Here is a 19,010-nt window from a genome sequence, read left to right as displayed (position 1 = left end):
ATCCACTCGCTATTCAGAAGGAGCTCATCATGTCGTCTCGTCTTCCCTTTGCCCTCACCGCGCTGGCCGCCGGCCTTTTGAGCGCCACCCAGGCCAGCGCCGCGGTCGATCTCACGATGTACTACCCGGTGTCGGTGGGCGGCGCCTTGACCGACGTGATCGACGAGCTGGTCGAGGAGTTCGAGGACGAACACCCGGAGATCGATGTCGAGGCCATCTATGCCGGCAACTACGACGACACCCGGGTGCGCGCGATGTCCGCCATCGAAGCCGGCGATACGCCCGAGCTTTCGGTGATGTTCTCCATCGACCTGTTCGAGCTGATCGAGCAGAACGCCATCGTCGCCTTCGACGACCTGGTCGAGACCGACGAAGAGCGCGCGTGGCTGAACGGTTTTTACCCCGGTTTGATGGAAAACGGCCAGCTCGACGGCAAGACCTACGGCATCCCGTTCCAGCGCTCGACCATCGTGCTGTTCTGGAACAAGGACGCCTTTGAAGCGGCCGGGCTCGACCCGGACACCCCGCCGCAAAACTGGGATGAAATGGCCGAGATGGCCGCCACCGTGCGCGAAGCAAGCGGTGACCAGTGGGGCGTCATGGTGCCCTCCACCGGCTACCCGTACTGGATGTTTCAGGCCTTCGCCTATCAAAACGGCCACCGGCTGATGAACGAGGCCGGCACCGAAGTCTATTTCGACGACCCGGCGGCCATCGAGGCGCTGGAGTACTGGGTATCGCTTGCCGAAGATGGCGTCATGCCCAGCGGTACCATCGAGTGGGGGACGCTTCGCCAGAACTTCCTCGAGCAGTCCACGGCAATGATGTGGCACACCACCGGCAATCTGAGTGCCGTGAAGAGCGACGCCGACTTCGATTTTGGTGTAGCAATGCTACCGGCCAAAACGCAGCGCGGTAGCCCCACCGGGGGCGGCAACTTCTACATCTTTGCCGATACCAGCGAGGAGGAGCAGCGCGCCGCGATGACCTTCATCCGCTGGATGACCGCTCCCGAGCGCGCCGCGGACTGGTCGATCGAAACCGGCTACATGGGCGTGGGCCCCGCCGCCTATGAGACCGAGGCGCTGCGCGACTACGTCGAGGCCTTCCCGCCGGCGGCGGTGGCCCGCGACCAGCTCGAGTTCGGCACCGCTGAGCTTGCCACCTATGAGGGCGGGCGCATTCGCCGCACGCTGGATAACGCCGTGCAAGCCGCGCTCACCGGCCAGATGACGCCGGAAGCGGCACTGACCCAGGCGCAAGCCGAGGCCGACCGTATCCTGCGCCGCTACGCCCGCTAAGCCTATTCAGGCGCCGGGCCTTCCCGGCGCTCACTCACCGGCGAGCCTTCACCATGACGCTGACCGCCCACCGCAAGCTCCAGCTCTATGGGGCGCTACTGCTGCTGCCCGCCGCGCTGCTGCTGGGTCTCTTCGCCTATCTGCCCACGATCACCACGGTGATTCAGAGCCTTTATCTGCCCGGCTTTCGTGGCGCGCCGCCGGCATTCGTCGGGCTCGAGAACTACCGGTTTCTGTTCGAGGACCCCAAGTTCTGGCAGGTGGCGCGCAACAACCTGCTCTACGCGCTGGGCACCATTCCGCTCTCCATGGCGCTCGCGCTCTGCATGGCGCTGCTGGTCAACGGCAAACTTCCTGGGCGCGGGCTGGTACGCATGGCCTACTTTACGCCGACGATTCTGCCGATGATCGCCGCTGCCAATATCTGGATGTTCTTCTACGCCCCGCAGATCGGGCTATTCAACACGCTGCTCGGCGCCTTGGGACTTGGCGGAGTGAACTGGCTGGGCGACCCTGACGTGGCGCTTTACTCGATCATCGTGATGTCGGTGTGGAAGGAAGCCGGCTTTTTCATGATCTTCTATCTGGCCGCCCTGCAGGGCATTGCGCCGGAACTCAAGGAGGCGGCGGATCTCGAGGGCACGAGTCGCGCGCGCTTTTTCTGGCGGGTGACCTTTCCGCTTTTGATGCCGACCACCCTGTTCGTTTTGATCAACGCGCTGATCAACGCCGTGCGCGTGGTCGATCACCTGTTCATTCTCACCAAGGGCGGGCCGAACAACGCTACCAACCTGCTGCTCTACTACGTGTACGAGAACGCCTTCGCGTTTTTCGACCGCACCACGGCGGCCACCATCACGGTGGTGATTCTGCTGGTGCTGGCGGTGGTGGCCACGCTCAAGTTCACGCTTCTCGACAGCCGGACCCACTATCAATGACGACTTCATGCCCATGAGTACGCTCGCCGCCGCCTCTCCCCGCCGCTTGGCGCTGACGCTTTCGCTTGAGACCGTGGCCGCCTGGCTTCTGGCCATCGTCTGGATCTTTCCGCTGCTCTACGCGGTGTGGGCGGCGTTTCACCCGCCGGCGTTCATGGTGCGCTTCGAGCTCTTCGCGCCATTGAGCCTTGAGAACTTCAAAACCGCCTGGGCCCAAGCGCCGTTCGCGCGCTACTACCTCAACACCTTTTTACTGGTCACCGGCGTGGTGGCGGCGCAGTTCGTGGTGTGTACGCTGGCGGCGTTTGCGTTTGCGCGCTTTCCCGTGCCCGGCAAGAACGCGCTGTTTCTGCTGGTGCTGATCCAGCTGTTCGTGTTTCCCGAAGTGCTGATCGTCGAGAACTACCGTATCGCAAGCGGCCTTGGCTTGATCGACACCATCGCCGGCATGGGGCTGCCTTACGTGGCCAGCGCCTTCGGCATCTTCTTGCTGCGCCAGACCTTCAAGACCATCCCGCGAGAGCTCGAGGACGCCGCGCGTATTGAAGGCTGCAGCTGGCTTGGCGTGCTGTGGAAGGTCTACGTGCCGCTGGCCAAGCCCACGTATCTGGCCTACGCGCTGGTCTCGATCAGCCACCACTGGAACAACTTCCTGTGGCCGCTGGTGGTGACCAACTCCGTCGAGAGCCGCCCACTTACCGTGGGCCTGGGCGTTTTTTCCGCGCCGGAAACCGGCGTCAACTGGGCCACGGTCAGCGCGGCGACGCTCTTGAGCATCGCCCCGCTTCTGGTGGCTTTTTTGCTCTTTCAGCGTCAGTTCGTGCAGTCGTTTCTACGCGCGGGCATCCGGTAGCCCCCGCTTTCGTGCGACAATCCTCAAAAGCGTCAACAAGCGAGGAGAGCGAGGATGCACGGCGAACCCCACCCGGCGGCGTTGAAAGTGCTGCAGGAAGTCTTCGGCTTCGATCAGTTTCGCGGCCCGCAGCAGGCCATCATCGAACACGTCACTCACGGCGGCGATGCGCTGGTTTTGATGCCCACCGGCGGCGGCAAGTCGCTTTGCTACCAGATTCCGGCGCTTCTGCGCGAGGGCACGGCGATCGTGGTCTCGCCCCTGATCGCGCTGATGCAGGACCAGGTGGCTGCACTCGTGCAAAACGGTGTGCGCGCCGCCTATCTGAACTCGAGCCTCGATTTTCAGGACGCGATGGCCGTGGAAAATCAGCTTCGCGCAGGCTCCCTCGATCTTCTCTACGTCGCCCCGGAGCGCTTGGCCACGCCGCGCATGCAGGCGCTACTGGACCAAACACCGATTGCGCTCTTCGCCATCGACGAGGCCCACTGCGTCTCGCAATGGGGGCACGACTTTCGCCCGGAATACCGCCAGCTCTCCCAGCTTCACGAGCGCTTTCCAAGCGTCCCCAGGATTGCGCTCACCGCCACCGCCGATGTGCCCACCCGCGGCGATATCATCGAGCACCTGCAGCTTCAAAACGCCGCGCTCTACAACAGCGGTTTCGACCGGCCCAACATTCGCTATCACATCGCCGAAAATCAGGGCAACACGCGCGAGGCGCTCTTGCACTTCATTCGCGAGAACCACGACGGCGAGGCGGGTATCGTCTACTGCCTGTCGCGCAAGAAGGTCGAGGACACCGCGGCCTGGCTCGAACGCCAGGGATTGACCGCCCTTCCCTACCACGCGGGGCTTCCGCCGGAGCAGCGCCAGGAGAACCAGAGCCGCTTTCTGCGCGAGGACGGCGTCATCGTGGTCGCGACCATCGCCTTTGGCATGGGCATCGACAAGCCGGACGTGCGTTTTGTGGCGCACCTGAACCTGCCCAAGAGTATCGAGGCCTACTACCAGGAGACCGGCCGCGCCGGGCGCGACGGTTTGGCTGCCGACGCCTGGATGGCCTACGGGCTGCAGGACGTGATCACCCTGCGTCAGATGCAGCAGGATTCGAGCGCCGGCGACCAGCAAAAGCGTATCGAGCAGCAGAAGCTCGATGCCATGCTGGGGCTTTGCGAGATCATCAGCTGCCGCCGCCAGGCGCTGCTGCACTACTTCGGCGATCATCTGGAAACGCCCTGCGGCAACTGCGACAACTGCCTGACCCCGCCGGACACCTGGGATGCGACCGTGGCCGCGCAGAAGGCGCTGTCGTGTGTCTTTCGCACCGAGCAGCGCTTTGGCGTGACCTATCTGGTCGACGTGCTGCTGGGTAAATCGAACGAGCGGATCACGCGCTTTGGCCACGACCGGGTCAGCACCTTCGGCATTGGAGCCGAGCTCAACGTCAACGAGTGGAAGGCGCTTTATCGTCAGCTGATCGCCAGCGGCTATTTGAGCGTGGATATCGAAGGTCACGGCGCCGTCCACCTGACCAACAAGGCCAAGCCGGTGCTGCGCGGGGCGGAGTCGCTGACGCTTCGAAAGCCGGTCAAAACGAAAGCCACACGGCGCGGCAAAGGGGCCGCCCCCGCCCAGGGCCACGGCCCGCTGTGGGAGGCGCTGCGCCACCACCGCAAGGCGCTTGCCGACGAGCAGGGCGTGCCGGCCTACGTGATTTTCAACGACGCCACGCTCAATGAGCTCGTCGAGCGCCGCCCGGAAAACCTGGACGCCTTGGGTGGCGTCACCGGCATCGGCGCGCGCAAGCTCGAGGATTACGGCGAGGGAATTCTGGCCGTGATCGGGGCGCACAAGGGCGACGCCCCGGCGGTGAGCGTCGGTGATAGCGCTCGGCAGTCCGCTGACATGGTGAAACAGGGTCTTCCGGTCGAGGACGTCGCAAACCGTCGCGGCTTTACCGTCAATACCATCTACCGCCACCTGGCGGAGGCGATTGAAGGCGGAGCGCTCATGCTCGATCAGGTGATGACGCTTGCGCCCGCCGAGCGCGAGCGCATCGAAAGCGCGATCCGTCAGCACGCGGGGGGCGGCATGAAAGCGGTTTTCGAAGCGCTCGACGGCCAGGTCGACTACAACGTGCTGGCCTGCGTGCGTGCGGCGATGAACGCGCCAGGCTAAGGCCAAGACCAGGGCAACGCTAGCGCTCGCGGCAGTGCTCGCCGCGGGCGATGGCGTCCTGATCAAACACACCAGTGTCGAGCACCCAGCCGGTCACAAGCGTTGCCGGGGTGACGTCGAACGCCGGGTTCCATACCGGGGCATCCTTGGGTGCCCAGCTCGCCTCGCCGAAGGCACCGGTCACGCCGCGCACTTCAGAGCCGTCGCGCTGCTCGATGGGAATCTCGGCGCCGGTGGCGCAGGCCGTATCCACCGTGGTGTAGGGAGCGACGACGTAGAACGGCACTTGGTGGTAGTGCGCCAGCACGGCGAGCATGTAGGTGCCCACCTTGTTGGCGAAGTCGCCGTTGGCACAGATGCGATCGGCGCCGACCATGATCTTGTCGACCTTGCCCGCCGCCATCAGGCTCGCTGCCATGCTGTCGCAAATGAGCTGGTAGTCGATGTCGAGATCCGCCATCTCCCAGGCGGTCAGGCGCCCGCCCTGCAAAAGCGGTCGGGTCTCATTCACGTAGACGTGAAGTTTGGTGCCCCGGGTATTGGCCACGGAGAACGCACCGATGGCCGTTCCCACACCGGCAGTGGCCAGCGCCCCCGTGTTGCAGTGGGTCAGCACTCGGTCGCCGTCCCTTAAAAGATCCGCGCCGCGCTCGGCCATCGCCTGGCAAAGCGCGCGGTCCTCCTCGAACAGCGCCGTGGCGCGCGCCCAAAGCGCCTCGACGCCTTGATCAAAGCAGGCCTCCATCGCGTCCAGACAGTACATCAGGTTCACCGCCGTGGGACGCGTGGCGCGAAGATTATCGCTCACGCCCTGCCAGTTGCCCTGCGGGTTTCGTGCGGCGTACTGGGCCAGCACGAAGGCCGCGCTCAGCCCGATCAGCGGCGCGCCGCGAATCGCCAGGCGCTTGACCGCCGCCTGCCAGGCCTCTGGCGTATTGCAGGCCTCCCACTGCTCCACCTGGGGCAGACGCGTCTGGTCCAGATACGCGAGGGCCTCGATATCGACGCGCAGGCTGCGGGATTGAACGAAGGGCATGGGCAACTCCTGAGGGGCGACTTATCACGCGCGGAGCATATCATATAGAATGAAGCGCTTTGGATAGCGACCGGTACCGCGCATGACCTCAAAAGACGACCTCTTGGCGGCGATTAGCTGGGCCGCCGGCAATGGCTGGACCCCGGCCACCGGCGGCAATTTCTCCGTTCGCTCGGATAATGGCTATCTCGTCACCGCCTCCGGCGTCGACAAGACCCGCGTGCGCGAAGATGACCTGCTCTTGTGCGATTCTGGTGGCCGCGTGCTCGAAGGCACGGGCAAACCGAGCGCCGAAAGCGACCTGCACGCCGCACTCTACCGTCTCGACTCATTGATCGGCTGCGTGCTGCACGTTCACACCGTGGCGAGCACCGTGCTCTCGCGCCGCTTCCCCCAAGGCATTGCGCTCGAAGGCTTCGAGATGCAGAAGGCGCTGTTGGGCAACACGACCCACGACGCCTCGATCACGCTGCCGGTCGTTCCCAATTCTCAGGATATGGCCGAGCTTTCGCGCCATGTAGAAGCCGGCTGGCCGATGCCCTGGGGCTTTCTGGTCGAGGGCCACGGCATCTACGCCGTTGGGGCCTCCATCGCCGAGTGCCGGCGCCATTTGGAAGCGATCGAATTTCTGCTTGCCTGCGTTCTGGAAGAGAGCCGCTACTCATGAGTGATTCCACTATCCGCGCCGTGATCATGGACGTCGAAGGCACCACCACCGACATCCGCTTCGTCCACGACGTGCTGTTCCCCTACGCCCACGATCAGCTGCCCGAGTACGTGCAGACCCACAGCGCCCAGCCCGAGGTCGCCGAGCAGATCGACGCCGTGCGCCGCGAGCTTGCAAAGCCCGAGGCGAGCCTCGACGAGGTCATCGAGGCACTGCTCTACTGGATCGAAAGCGACCAGAAGGTCACCTCGCTCAAGGCACTGCAGGGCATGATCTGGGCGGACGGCTACCAGCGCGGCGCCTTCAAGGGCCATCTGTATGACGATGTAGCGCCGTGTCTTCGCCAGTGGAAAGAGCGAGGGCTTTCGCTCTACGTCTACTCCTCCGGTTCGGTGCAGGCGCAAAAGCTCCTTTTCGGCCACAGTGAGGCCGGTGATCTCACGGCGCTGTTCGACGGCCACTTCGACACCCATATCGGCCACAAGCGCGAGGCGGATGCCTATCGGCGCATCGCGGAGGAGCTTGCTCTCGCCCCGGCGTCGATCCTGTTTCTATCGGACGTGGTCGAAGAGCTCGACGCCGCCGCAAGTGCCGGTATGAAAACGCTGCAGCTGGTGCGCGAAGGCACGCAGGCGGGCACCGAGCACGGCGTTGTGGCAAGCTTCGACGACATCACCCTCTAACGCATAACGCCCACTTCAAAGGAGCGCCCCATGTCACAACTCAAGGTGTTTGCCGACCAGAACCCGCAGGCCGCGCTGGTGGATATTCAGGACGGCGCGCAGATCAAGGCAGAACTCAACCGCGTCGGCGTGCTGTTCGAGCGCTGGGAAACGCCCGGCGAGATTGCCGACGACGCCACCCAGGAAGAGATTCTGGCGCTGTACGAAGCGGACATCGAACGCCTGAAGGCCGAAGGCGGCTACCAGACGGTGGACGTACTCCATATGGTGGCCACGCACCCGGAAAAGGACGCCATGCGCCAGAAGTTTCTCAACGAGCACCGCCATCACGAGGACGAAGTGCGCTTTTTCGTCAAGGGCCAAGGGCTTTTCTGCCTGCACCTCGACGACAAGGTATATCAGGTGCTCTGCACCCAGGGCGACCTGATCAGCGTACCCGCCAACACCCCGCACTGGTTCGATATGGGCCCGGAACCCTCCTTCACGGCGCTGCGTTTCTTCGACAACGTCGAAGGCTGGGTGCCGCACTGGACCGACAGCGATATTGCCGGACGTTTCGATCGTCTCGACCAGCTTTAAAACGCTCTCTCGGCCGCCGCCGTGCCTCCAGCACGCATGGCCGCCAGAAACGACAACGCGGGCCATGGCCCGCGTTGTCATTAGTGTTCTTTTCTTAGCGATTGTAAGCGCGAGCCAGCGCCAGTAGCGCGTGGGGCTTGCGGTAGGCGCCGGGATTAATCACCAGCTCCTCGCCCATTTTCAGATTGCGCGTTTCAAGCGTCGCGCGAAGCGCGGTATCGCCGATCTCCTCGAAGTCGGCGTTGTGGGCAAGCGAGAGCACTCGGCGGTGCATCTCGATGCCACAAAACGCCAAGGCGTCGTCGCGAAGCTCCAACAGCAGCGTTTCGCAGGCGGTTTCGCTCTCCTGGTTCTGGTCCTCGAACAGCGCGCGGGGGTAAAGAATGCCGCTGCGCTCGGTGTGCCAGAGGTGGCGAAACTCGTCGTCGAAACGGTTCAAACACTCGCCGATCACCTCGAGAATCCACGCCTGATACGTCTCGAGCGCGTCTGCCGCCCGGTGGGCGGGCTGACTGAAGTAAGCCATCAGAAAGTTCGCCACCGCCATGCCGAGATCGAAGGCCATCGGCCCGTACTGGGAGAACTCCGGGTCGATCACGCGCACGCTCGACTCGGTCGCCATGATCGAGCCGGAATGCAGGTCGCCGTGAATCATGGTTTCGGCGTTGGCGGTGAATTTCAACAGCATCCGCTGGGCCTTCGCCTTGAGCAGGGCGTTAGTGCGAAGCGCGGCCACGGCCTCGGCAAGCTCCGGGGTGTGGTGGTTCATCTCGGCCTCGAAATAGGGGTCGGTGAACACCAGCGACTCGGTAATGGCGGGAATCGCCACGTTGCCGGAAAAAAGCCCGACGTCGGCTTTCTTCTCCGGGCTCGAAAGCGAAAGCTCCGAGCCGCGAAAGGCGGTACGCGCGCAGAACTCACCCAGCACCTTACCCAGCCCCTCGACCCGCTCGCCCTTGATCAGCTTGCGGCGCAGGATGACGTGCGGCTGCAGGTACTCCATCACGATCAGCGCCTGGGCCTTGTCGAAATGGTACACCTCGGGGGCGACGCCGGGGGCGCGTTTGGCCTGGCGTACCAGGGCGTAATACTCGAAGTGCGCCCGATAGAGCGGCAGCGGCCAGCTCTCGCCCACCATGCGCACATAGGGCAGCGCCTGCTTGACCACCACGCTGCCCGTCTCGCCGGTGACGATGAACACCAGGTTCAAGTTGCCGTCGCCCACCTCACGCACGTCCCACTGAGCGGGGTCGCCGCCCACACGTCGCGCAACGTCGTCGACGCCCCCCAGCCGTGCGCCCAGCGTCGCCACATCGAGCGCTTCATAACCGTCGGATTTACCGCTTTGATCGCCCTGCACAACCGTCTCCTTCGAAAATAGTCGGCCTATTTGTGCCTGGCGCGATAGCAAAGTCAACTCGATGAACGCGGCGCTCGAGGCGCATCCATCTCCCCGCTCGCGCTTTTCTGCCATGGGGCGTCTTGAGCCAGGAAGGTGCGGTTGCGCCCGCCAAGCTTTGCCTGGTAGAGCGCGACGTCGGCCCGCGCCAGCAGATCATTGGGCGCCGCGGCTTCACTTTGGCTCGAGACCGCCACACCGATGCTGACCGTCACGATCGCTGACTCAGTGACGCCGGGATTGGCGATATGTAGCGCTTCGATACGCCGACGCACACGCTCGGCGGTTTGATACGCCTGGTGTGAGGAGGTGTTCGCCAGCAGCAGCGCAAACTCTTCGCCGCCGATACGTGCGACCTGGTCGATCTCGCGGCTTTCGGCCTGCAAGGCGGCGGCGATCCGGCGCAGGCACTCATCGCCTTCGGGGTGGCCATAATGGTCGTTGTAGGCCTTGAAGTGATCCACGTCGATAATCAAGAGACTCAGCGGCGCCTGGGAGACGCGCGCCTCTTGCCACCGGGCCTCAAGCGCGGCTTCGAACTGGCGCCGATTGCCAATATTGGTCAAGGGGTCGGTGAGCGAAAGCTTCGAGAGTTTTTCGTTATCCTGACGGTAGTGGCCGGAGCGAATCCTTTCGCGCAGCAGCAGTAAATAGGCGCGCCGTTCGTTGCGCTCCAGCCGATAGCAGGTCACCAGCGTGAAAAGCGCCGTGGAAAAGATTCCCAAACACGCCAACCGTTTGGCCTCTATCGGCATGGGCTCGTACCCGACGAGGGTGACCAGCATGACGGCGATACACACCGCCGTGGTCACGCAGGCAAACGTGAATCGCAGAGGAAAAAATGTATTGCCGGCCACCAGAATCAGGCCGAAGCAGTACACGTCGTAGTAGGAAAAGGGGGCCTGGGAGGCGCGCAGCACGATACAGGAGGCGACCATGGCGCCCACGACGATATTAGCGACGAGCGTTTCGCGCCAAAATGGTGTTACCCCTCGATAGAGCAGCCAAAAGGCGGGCATCCCGATCAGCAGTACGGCGCCCACCCGCACCAGCAAAATGAAATCGAAAATGTCGGAGCGAAACGTGTAGTCGTTGGCCAGAAACAAAAAGTAGATGGGGGTCGCGATCAGCGTCGACACCAACATGCTGCGCCGCCGCCGACTCTGGGTATCGGCTTCGAACTGCGCCTCAAGCGGGGAAGGGAAGTTCAGACGAAACTCGTTTTGCGAAAGTTCAGCATCGACGGCTTTCGCTAACGCCCTGTCATCCATACGCTCTCCCATGCCCGTAACGCTTTACCTTTTTTTACATTTTACGGCACGTTTTGAACAATGACACGCCGCGCAGCACCTGTACCAGCACGATGTGACACATGCTCTATCCTTAACGTTCGTTTTTAATTCAAGGAGATTTTCATGCAGCGCCAACAGCATTCCCAAAGCGGCGACTGGCTTTTCACCATTGGCCAGCGCGAACTCGTCGTTCATCAGCGCTACGAAGTATTGAGCATCGTTAACGATATTCTGATCGGCATCTGGTTCGTGATTGGCAGCGTCTGCTTTTTCTATGAGGGCAGCATTCAGACCGTCGGCGTGTGGCTGTTTCTGATCGGCAGCGTGCAGCTTTTGATTCGCCCGCTCATTCGGCTTCACCGCTTCATCTACTTCAAGCGGCTGCCGGACACCGACCAGGACGCCTGATCAAGGCTTTGGCGGCGCGACGTTTTTAGCGCAGCCGAGCCTGCGCGCACCCGCTCATCGACTCATGAGTCGCCTTCGTTAGAGAGCGCCTAACACTGCTGGCGATTGACCCCGTGACGCAGGCGCAAATGTCCGCGCAGGCGCCTTGCCAGCACGTCGACGCCAATGTTGAGTAGCGCGGTGATCAATATCAGCACCATCGCGCGGTCGAAGCGAATCTCCTGGATCGCGCTATCCACGTAAAAACCGAGGGTAGCGATGCCGAGGATGCCGAGAATCGCCGTTTCGCGCATGATGATCTCCCAGCGGTAGAACAAAAGCGCCAGAAAGGGGCCGTAAAGGCGTGGCACTATCTCGTACGCGTAGCGGTTCACCCCCGTTGGGGCGTCCTGTCTGAGCGTCACCTCGTTGCTGCGCCGCCCGATAAGGTGCGCGATGATGCCGCCGTTGTGCAGCGCCAGCGCCACCACCGCTGGCAGCATCGACGGCCCCCAGAGCTGCAGCAAAATGAACGCCAGCATGTACTCCGGCGTCGAGCGCATCACCACCAGACCCACGTGGCCCGCCACGCCGCCGAAGCGGCCCATGAAGTGGCGCGAAATCAGCGGAAAGAGCAGCAGCGCCAGCACCCCGGTCGCCACCAGCGCGATCTGGGTGAGCAGCAGCGTATTCCAGATGCCCGGCAGCGCCTGGTCGACGAACAGCCGGGTCAACCACGCCCACAGTGCCTCGAGCCCCTCGCCTCTTCTGAGCGGCGCGGGCACGATGTCCTCGGTGAAAAACCGCGTCACGTTCGACCACATGATGGGAAGCCCCGTGCCCAGAAAGAAAGGCGCTACGAGCAGATAAAGCGGCAGGATTTTCGGGCGCACCCACCACCTGAGCGTACCGATCAACAGGTAAAACATCAGCAAAAGCGCGCCCACCGTCGGGTAGTGGCCCTGGGCGAACGCCGCCATCAGGTGATAGCCAATGGTCGGCATGCCGACGAAACCGAGCACCGCACTGGAGCGCAGCCCGCACTCCAGACGGTAGGCCGTGTAGCTCACCAGGTGCGGCCAGGCCTGGCTGATACGCGCGTAGACGAGTGTCGAGACCCGGTCGGCTCTTCGCGGCAGCGCCTCACCGGGCAGCGGGTCGGTTTCATCGAGGATTTCCGCGTACACCTTGGCGAAGATGCCCGCGTAGGGAATGGCGATGGCCAGCACCCCGGTCACCGGATGCAGGCCGAAGCTTTGAAGAAAGATTAGCGCCCAGAAGAGTTCGTGGATGGCGCGAATGAAGGCGCTGAAGGTGCGCACCCACCAACGGTGGAAGACAAGCGCCAGAAGCATCCCGGCAAGCGAGCCCACCCCAACGCCGACGAAGGCAAACGCCACGGTGCGCAACAGCGCCCCGCCAAGCGAGTCGACGCTCGAAAAATCCGGCTGGAGCAAGCCTAAAAAAAGCTGGCCCAGCGAATGCCAGGGGGCGTGGGCGCTGATCTCGAAATCGCCAAGCGCCAGGCACACCAGCGCCAGCAGAACGAACCCGAGCGTGACGCGGGTCGTGGCAGAGAGCGGCATCAGTAGAGATCCTGAAGAGAGGCGGCGGTGAGCGTCTTGCTCGGCGCATTCAGCGCGATGGCCCCCTCCTTGAGCCCGACGATTCGGGTACAGAACGCAAGCGCCAGCTCCAGATCGTGCATCGCCAGCACCGTGCGCGGATAGCCCTGGGTCAGCTTGCCCATGATCGCACTTGCCTGGGGGCCATCGAGCGCCGAGACCGGCTCGTCGGCCAACAGCAACTCGCCCTGCTGGTAGAGCACGCGAGCCGCCGCCACGCGCTGGCGCTGGCCGCCGGAGAGCTCACCGCAGGGCGTCCAGCGCTTCTCGCCAATGCCAACGTCATCGAGCAGCGCGACGATCTCGTCGATGTCGCGCTTCCAGGGTTTGGCAAGGGTCGCCAGGTTGCGCCACCACCGGTGGCGGTCGAGCCTGCCCATGTAGACGTTGTGAAACACCGACAGCGTATCAACGAGCCCCAGCGCCTGGGGCATCAGCGCCACCGGCTGTGTCTGCCAGCGGTCATACATCAAGGAGAGCAGCGTCGACTTGCCCGCCCCGCTCTTGCCGATGAGCGCCACGTGCTCGCCCTTGTCGATCGTAAGCGACAGCGGCTCGAGCACTCGGGTGGCGCCGTAGTAAGCCTCGGCGTTTTGTAAAACGAAATCGCTCACCCTTACAGCAGGTCCAGCGAGACCGCCACGTCATGAATCGGTTGGAAATCCTCGTTCGAGGCGGGGATGAAGCCCGAGCGCGGGAAGCTCGCCAAAAGCTCCGGGTCGTCCATATCCAGAAGCGCCTGCTGCAACCGCTCGGTGAACCCCTCGCCGAAGCGCTCGTCGACGTCGCCGCGCACGGTCCAATGGTAGTCCGGATAGGTCGGTGATTCCCAAACGACCTGCACCTGCTCCGGGTCGACGTTGCCCTGCTCGACCTCGTTCTCCCAGGCGGTATAGCTCAGAACGCCCGCCTGATACGCCCCGGACTGCACCAGCGACACCGTGCGGCTGTGGTTGCCGCTGTAGCCCACGCGCGAAAAGAGCTCGCCCGGCGAGGCGCCCAGATCGCGAGTCAGAAAGTACTCCGGCATCAGCCGCCCGGACGTCGAGCTTTGCGAGCCGAAGGTGAAGGTCAGCCCCTCGAGCGCTTTTGGTGCGGTATCGGACTCGACCGGCTCGATGCCGGTGGATGCGTTGGCGATGAAGTAGCTCTTGTACTCCGGGTCCTCGACGCCCTGGGCGATCGCTTGGGAGCCGGGCACCAGCTCGCGCGCCTGCACGCCGGTAAAGCCGCCGAACCAGGCCAGCTGTACCTGATTGTTGCGAAACGCGGTGACCGAAGCGGCATAAGAGGTCACGGGAATGAAGCGCACGTCGACATCGAGCTCGTCAGAAAGGTAGTCTGCCACCGACTGAAAGCGCTGCTGCAGGCGCGTCTCGTCCTCGTCGGGAATGGCGGTGAAAACCAGCGTATCGGCGGCGGCCAAGGGTGAGGCCAGCGCAAACAGAACGGCCGCACGGGCCAGTAGCGGTGGGCGAGACATGGGAGCGTCCTTTCATGAATGAAGAAACCGGCGCCGAGCACGCCGAAGCAAACCTAACCCAAGAATAACAGCATCGCCTGCGCTGTCAGTCAAACGGTGCTTGAAAACATCATCCTTTACCGCCAGAGGATTGTCGACTTTCATCAGGAGACCGACGCCTTGTGTGCACACGCTGGTGCGTTTGATAGGCGCCTTGAAAGCGCCTATAAAAGCGACCGATCACATCAACGCCGCCCCTATTTATCGCATTGAAAGTACCGGCGTTTTTTTAAAAAGAGTAAAACGAATGACCATACACGAGATCTTTTTTGCCGGCGGCTGCCTATGGGGCGTGCAGGAGTTCATGCGCCACCTCCCCGGGGTCATGCGTACCGAAGCCGGTCGGGCCAACGGCACCACCTCGACCACGTCATCGAACTACGACGGCTACGCGGAGTGCGTGCGCGTCGAGTTCGATACGCGCGAGGTGGGCGTGGCGGCCCTGATGGGATACTTCTTTGAAATCATCGACCCCTACAGCGTGAACCGCCAGGGGGAGGATGTCGGTGAAAAATACCGCACGGGGGTCTACAGCCGACGAGCGGCGCATCTTGAGGCGGCCCGGGCCTATATTCGCGGGCGTGACGATAGCGACAGGATCGCGGTCGAGGTGGCGCCGCTTTCCAACTACGTCAAAAGCGATCCGGAACATCAGGACCGCTTGACCCTTTTTCCTGAGGACTACTGCCACATCCCGCTCGATCTGCTGCGCAAGTATCGCGTCTAGCGCGCTTTTCAGTGAATGGTTGCCATCCAGGCAGCGCTGTCACAGAAGTGTCAACTATCGCTCGTAGGCTAGTGGGCGCTCACCTTCCTGGAGACGTCCCCATGCTCAAACGCCCGCTTTGCCTTGCCGTTGCGCTTTCGACCCTTACGCTTTCTACCATCAGCGCCGCCGAAACCCTGACGCTTTATACCAGCCAGCCGCAAAGCGACGCTCAGCAGACCGTCGATGCCTTCATGGCCGCGCACCCGGAGATCGAGGTGGAGTGGGTGCGCGACGGCACCACGCGCTTGATGACGCGGCTTCGCTCGGAGCTCGCCGCCGGCGTGAGCAACCCGGACGTGCTGCTGATTGCGGACAGCATGACCATGGAGTCGCTCAAGAATGATGGCCACCTTCAGCCCTACCAGAGCCCGGAGCGCGAAGCGTTCGATTCAAGCCTCTTCGACCCGGAAGGCTACTACTACGGCACCAAGCTGATCACCACCGGCATCGTCTACAACACCGGCGCCGACCACCAGCCGTCGAGCTGGCAGGACCTGCTCGACCCCGACTACGAGGGTCTGGTCGCCATGCCGAGCCCGCTCTACTCGGGGGCGGCGCTGATTCACATGGCAGCGCTCACCGACAACCCGGAGTTGGGTGACGCCTACTATGAAGGGCTGCGCGACAATCGCGTCGAGGCGCAAAGCGGCAACGGCGGCGTCTTCAACGCGGTGGCGGCGGGCACCAAGGCCTACGGCATCGTGGTGGACTTTCTGCCGATTCGCGAAGCGGCCAAGGGCTCGCCGGTCGCGTTCGTGTTTCCCGACGAGGGCGTAAGCGCAGTGACCGAGCCGGTGGCGATCATGGCGGATGCCGATAACGTCGACGCCGCCCAGCAGTTCGTCGACTTCGTGCTCTCTCAGGAAGGCCAACAGTTGGTCAGCGGCCAGGGCTACCTGCCCGCTCGCGACGGCACCGCCCCGCCGGACGGCTTTCCGGCGCGGGACACCATCGAGCTGATGCCGGTGGATACCGCCCAGGCCCTCGAGCAGGAAGAGGCGCTGAAGGCGCGCTTTAGCGAGCTGTTCGGCGGCTGATGGTGGCCTTCGAGATCGGTGCCGGCGGCCAGCAACGGCGACTTCTGACGGCGCTGACGCTCGTCATCGTCATCTTGAGCCTGGCCCCCAGCGCGCGGCTGCTATTCGAGGCGCTGGGAGATCTCAATCTCGGCAGCGACGCACCGCTTGTGCGCGTGCTACAAAGTGGCGCCACTTGGCGGGCGCTCGGGTACAGCGTCTACACCTCGGGGCTGGGGATGCTGATCGCGCTCGTGCTTGGCAGCCTCTTTGCCTTCGTCATCACCCTGACCGACATTCGCGGAAAAGCGGTGCTGGTGTTCTGCTTCATGCTGCCGATGATGATTCCGCCCCAGGTGACGGCCCTTGCCTGGCTGCAGCTTTTCGGCCCGGCGAGCCCCCTTCTGAAGAGCTTAGGGGTAGCGCCGGCGCTCGGCAGCCCCCAGCCGCTCTACTCCGCCGAAGGCATCGCGCTACTGCTCGGCATTCAGGCAGCGCCGCTGGTGTTTCTGGCGCTGCGCACCTCGCTTCTGTCGCTGCCGCGGGAATTGATCGAAGCCGCGCGCATCAGTGGCGCCCGCCAGTCCCAGGTATGGGGCCATATCGTGCTGCCGGTCACACGCGGCGCTCTGGTGGCGGGGGCGTCCATGGCGTTCATCTCGAGTCTGGGTAATTTCGGCATTCCGGCCATGCTCGGCATCCCCGCCGGGGTTTACGTGCTGCCGACGCTGATCTACCAGCGCATGGCGAGCTTCGGCACCGGGGTGCTGCCGGAAATGGCGTCGCTGTCGCTGTTGATCGGCGTGATTGCGCTTCTCGGCGTGGCGCTTCAGCAGCATTTCATGGGCAAAAGCCGCTTTGGGCTGACCGGCCACAGCGGCCGCGCCCACGACTTTTCGCTGGGGCGTTTCAAGCTGCCCATCACGGCGCTGATGGTCATCGTGCTGCTGGTGATTCTAATCGCCCCACTGCTGGCGCTCATGATCAGCTCGCTGGTGCCCGCCATGGGCGTGCCGCTGAACGCCACTACCGCCACGCTCGCGGCGTTTGAAGAGGTGCTGAGCCGCCAGGGCGCGACCTGGCGTGCGGTGAGCAATAGCCTGTGGCTCGCCGGCGGCGCCGCGCTTTTGCTGATGGCTGCGAGCCTGCCGCTGGCCTACCGCCTTTACCGGCTGTCGCCCAGGCTACAGCGCTTGGCGCTCGGCGCGGTGGAGCTGCCCTACGCGCTGCCCGGGGTGGTGCTCGCCATCGCCTGCATTCTGCTGTTCGTGCGGCCGCTTCCGCTCATCGACGTGGCGCTTTACGGCACGCTGACGCTGATCTTCATCGCCTACCTGGCGCGCTTTTTAGTGGTGTGTTTGAAGCCGGTGGCGGCGAGTCTTGCCCAGCTCGACCCGTCGCTCGAGGAGGCCGCCCAACTCGCCGGCGCCGGGCCCTGGCGGCGCATGGCCACCATTGTGCTGCCGCTGGTGGCGCCGGCGCTGTTCGCCGGCGGGCTTCTGGTGTTTTTGCTCGCGGTGAACGAGCTCACGGTGTCGGCGCTTTTGTGGAGCGCCGGCAACGAAACCCTGGGCGTGCTGATTTTCAATCTGGAGGAAGGCGGCGAAAGCGTGCTGGCCTCGGCGGTATCGATACTGGTGGTCGCGATGGTCGCCGTGCTGATGCTCGCCTTGAGCCTGTTGGCGCCTCGTCTACCCAAGGGAGTCGTTCCATGGCAGCGCTGAGTATCGACGGTGTGAGCAAGTTCTTTGGCGAGCACGCCGCCGTCGACGACCTGTCGCTCACCGTGGAGCCCGGTGAGTTCGTGGCGCTCCTTGGCCCCAGCGGTTGCGGCAAGACCACGATGCTGCGCATGCTGGCGGGCTTCGAGCCGGTCTCCCGCGGCGAGATCCGCCTGAATGAGTCGCTGCTGGCAAGCGCTTCGCACCACGTCGAGCCGGAGCAGCGCCACATGGCGATGGTGTTTCAGTCCTACGCGCTATGGCCGCACATGAGCGTGGCGGACAACGTCGGCTACCCGCTCAAGCTCAAGAAGGTGCGCGGCCAGGCCTACCGCGAACGCGTCCAGCGAGCGCTGGCGCTGGTAGAGCTCGAAGGCTACGCCAGCCGCACGCCCCAGCAACTTTCCGGCGGCCAGCGCCAGCGCGTCGCGCTTGCCCGATGTCTTGTCACCGACCCGGCGGTAGTGCTGCTCGACGAGCCGCTGGCAAACCTGGACCGTCACCTGCGCGCCGCCATGGAGCAGAGCTTTCACGCGTTTCACCGCCGCACCCAGGCCACCATGGTCTACGTGACCCACGACCAGAGCGAAGCGATGGCGCTGGCGGATCGCATCGCGGTGATGCGCGAAGGCCGCCTCGTTCAGTGGGCCACGCCCGAGACGCTCTATCGCGAGCCCAGAAGCCAGTGGGTCGCGGGCTTCATCGGCCAGGGCAGCGAGCTTTACATCGCCACCGGTGCCCCGGGCCAGCGCCTTGAAGAGGCCGCGCTGATGCAGGGCCTGGCCGCCCCTGCCCAAGCCCGCACCCAGCCGGTGCTGGTGCGCCCGGAGCACGTTCGCATCAAGCCGGATGCCCCGATTGATCAGGATCTGATCGCCTGCGTCGAGCACCAGACGTTTCGCGGCGAGCGCTTCGAGCTGCACCTGCGCCTTTTGGATGGCACCGCGCTCATGGCCTACCACCCGCACGCGCTGGCGCCCGGCCAGCCGGTGGCGTTGTCGCTGACCGAGGGCTGGTGCCTGGAAAGGGATTAGCCGGCGC

At 63.8% G+C, this 19,010-nt stretch carries 18 protein-coding genes; 12 read left to right on the top strand and 6 right to left on the bottom strand.

The features are described from left to right. Positions 1-29: 29 nt before the first annotated feature. Genes OCT39_RS02245 through recQ form a run of 4 tightly spaced genes read left to right on the top strand, consistent with a single transcriptional unit; the run spans position 30 to position 5,273 of the window. On the top strand, positions 30-1,301 hold the full coding sequence (locus tag OCT39_RS02245; RefSeq protein WP_263586081.1) for an ABC transporter substrate-binding protein: 1,272 nt from the start codon (positions 30-32) through the stop codon (positions 1,299-1,301). Positions 1,302-1,354: 53 nt separating this feature from the next. Further along, complete coding sequence (locus tag OCT39_RS02240; protein WP_263586080.1) at positions 1,355-2,239, top strand: carbohydrate ABC transporter permease; 885 nt, start codon at positions 1,355-1,357, stop codon at positions 2,237-2,239. 13 nt (positions 2,240-2,252) lie between these two features. Beyond that, the gene (locus tag OCT39_RS02235; protein WP_263587279.1) at positions 2,253-3,092 is read left to right on the top strand and encodes a carbohydrate ABC transporter permease; all 840 of its coding nucleotides are present in this window, start codon (positions 2,253-2,255) and stop codon (positions 3,090-3,092) included. Positions 3,093-3,146: 54 nt separating this feature from the next. Next, positions 3,147-5,273 (top strand): DNA helicase RecQ, encoded by a 2,127-nt coding sequence (gene recQ / locus OCT39_RS02230; protein ID WP_263586079.1) that lies wholly within the window; start codon positions 3,147-3,149, stop codon positions 5,271-5,273. A gap of 19 nt (positions 5,274-5,292) precedes the next feature. On the opposite strand, the gene mtnA is transcribed toward recQ, so the two are convergent. Then, entirely contained in the window at positions 5,293-6,309 is a 1,017-nt protein-coding gene (gene mtnA, locus OCT39_RS02225) for an S-methyl-5-thioribose-1-phosphate isomerase (protein WP_263586078.1), read from the bottom strand. Positions 6,310-6,391: 82 nt separating this feature from the next. On the opposite strand from mtnA, the gene mtnB reads away from it, so the two are divergent. Genes mtnB through OCT39_RS02210 form a run of 3 tightly spaced genes read left to right on the top strand, consistent with a single transcriptional unit; the run spans position 6,392 to position 8,238 of the window. Continuing rightward, complete coding sequence (gene mtnB, locus OCT39_RS02220; protein ID WP_263586077.1) at positions 6,392-6,976, top strand: methylthioribulose 1-phosphate dehydratase; 585 nt, start codon at positions 6,392-6,394, stop codon at positions 6,974-6,976. Beyond that, a complete protein-coding gene (gene mtnC, locus OCT39_RS02215) occupies positions 6,973-7,659 on the top strand; it encodes an acireductone synthase (RefSeq protein WP_263586076.1) in 687 nt (228 codons plus the stop codon). Before mtnB ends, mtnC begins: the two co-directional genes overlap by 4 nt. 30 nt (positions 7,660-7,689) lie before the next feature. Then, positions 7,690-8,238 carry a 1,2-dihydroxy-3-keto-5-methylthiopentene dioxygenase gene (locus OCT39_RS02210; protein WP_263586075.1) on the top strand — a complete coding sequence of 183 codons (549 nt, stop codon included), beginning with the start codon at positions 7,690-7,692 and terminating at the stop codon, positions 8,236-8,238. Positions 8,239-8,332: 94 nt separating this feature from the next. On the opposite strand, the gene mtnK is transcribed toward OCT39_RS02210, so the two are convergent. Together mtnK and OCT39_RS02200 are read right to left on the bottom strand one after the other, a co-directional pair. Beyond that, positions 8,333-9,598, bottom strand: a complete 1,266-nt coding sequence (gene mtnK, locus OCT39_RS02205; protein WP_263586074.1) for an S-methyl-5-thioribose kinase — start codon at positions 9,596-9,598, stop codon at positions 8,333-8,335. Positions 9,599-9,651: 53 nt separating this feature from the next. After that, on the bottom strand, positions 9,652-10,908 hold the full coding sequence (locus OCT39_RS02200) for a sensor domain-containing diguanylate cyclase (protein ID WP_263586073.1): 1,257 nt from the start codon (positions 10,906-10,908) through the stop codon (positions 9,652-9,654). A gap of 144 nt (positions 10,909-11,052) precedes the next feature. Here OCT39_RS02200 and OCT39_RS02195 point away from each other — a divergent pair, with 144 nt between their 5' ends. After that, positions 11,053-11,337, top strand: a complete 285-nt coding sequence (locus OCT39_RS02195) for a YrhK family protein (RefSeq protein ID WP_263586072.1) — start codon at positions 11,053-11,055, stop codon at positions 11,335-11,337. Between the two features lie 89 nt (positions 11,338-11,426). Here the strand turns inward: OCT39_RS02195 and OCT39_RS02190 are convergent, their stop codons facing one another. Genes OCT39_RS02190 through OCT39_RS02180 form a run of 3 tightly spaced genes read right to left on the bottom strand, consistent with a single transcriptional unit; the run spans position 11,427 to position 14,424 of the window. Next, positions 11,427-12,902 (bottom strand): PhnE/PtxC family ABC transporter permease, encoded by a 1,476-nt coding sequence (locus OCT39_RS02190; RefSeq protein WP_263586071.1) that lies wholly within the window; start codon positions 12,900-12,902, stop codon positions 11,427-11,429. Then, entirely contained in the window at positions 12,902-13,555 is a 654-nt protein-coding gene (locus tag OCT39_RS02185; RefSeq protein ID WP_263586070.1) for a phosphonate ABC transporter ATP-binding protein, read from the bottom strand. The genes OCT39_RS02190 and OCT39_RS02185 overlap by 1 nt, the downstream gene beginning before the upstream one ends. 2 nt (positions 13,556-13,557) lie before the next feature. Then, positions 13,558-14,424 (bottom strand): putative selenate ABC transporter substrate-binding protein, encoded by an 867-nt coding sequence (locus OCT39_RS02180; RefSeq protein ID WP_263586069.1) that lies wholly within the window; start codon positions 14,422-14,424, stop codon positions 13,558-13,560. Between the two features lie 286 nt (positions 14,425-14,710). Here OCT39_RS02180 and OCT39_RS02175 point away from each other — a divergent pair, with 286 nt between their 5' ends. The 4 genes from OCT39_RS02175 to OCT39_RS02160 all read left to right on the top strand — a co-directional run bounded on the left by OCT39_RS02175 (position 14,711) and on the right by OCT39_RS02160 (position 19,003). Next, positions 14,711-15,190: a peptide-methionine (S)-S-oxide reductase gene (locus OCT39_RS02175; protein WP_263586068.1), complete on the top strand. Its 480-nt coding sequence runs from the start codon at positions 14,711-14,713 to the stop codon at positions 15,188-15,190. 101 nt (positions 15,191-15,291) lie between these two features. Next, positions 15,292-16,269 carry an ABC transporter substrate-binding protein gene (locus OCT39_RS02170; protein WP_263586067.1) on the top strand — a complete coding sequence of 326 codons (978 nt, stop codon included), beginning with the start codon at positions 15,292-15,294 and terminating at the stop codon, positions 16,267-16,269. Further along, the gene (locus tag OCT39_RS02165) at positions 16,269-17,972 is read left to right on the top strand and encodes an ABC transporter permease (protein WP_263586066.1); all 1,704 of its coding nucleotides are present in this window, start codon (positions 16,269-16,271) and stop codon (positions 17,970-17,972) included. The genes OCT39_RS02170 and OCT39_RS02165 overlap by 1 nt, the downstream gene beginning before the upstream one ends. Then, positions 17,960-19,003, top strand: a complete 1,044-nt coding sequence (locus OCT39_RS02160; RefSeq protein ID WP_263586065.1) for an ABC transporter ATP-binding protein — start codon at positions 17,960-17,962, stop codon at positions 19,001-19,003. Before OCT39_RS02165 ends, OCT39_RS02160 begins: the two co-directional genes overlap by 13 nt. The last annotated feature ends 7 nt before the right edge of the window (positions 19,004-19,010 follow it).

It is taken from the genome of Halomonas sp. GD1P12 (assembly GCF_025725645.1).
Lineage (GTDB): Bacteria > Pseudomonadota > Gammaproteobacteria > Pseudomonadales > Halomonadaceae > Vreelandella.
Note: the sequence above shows the minus strand (reverse complement) of the source record. Positions and strands in the feature narration are given on the sequence as shown.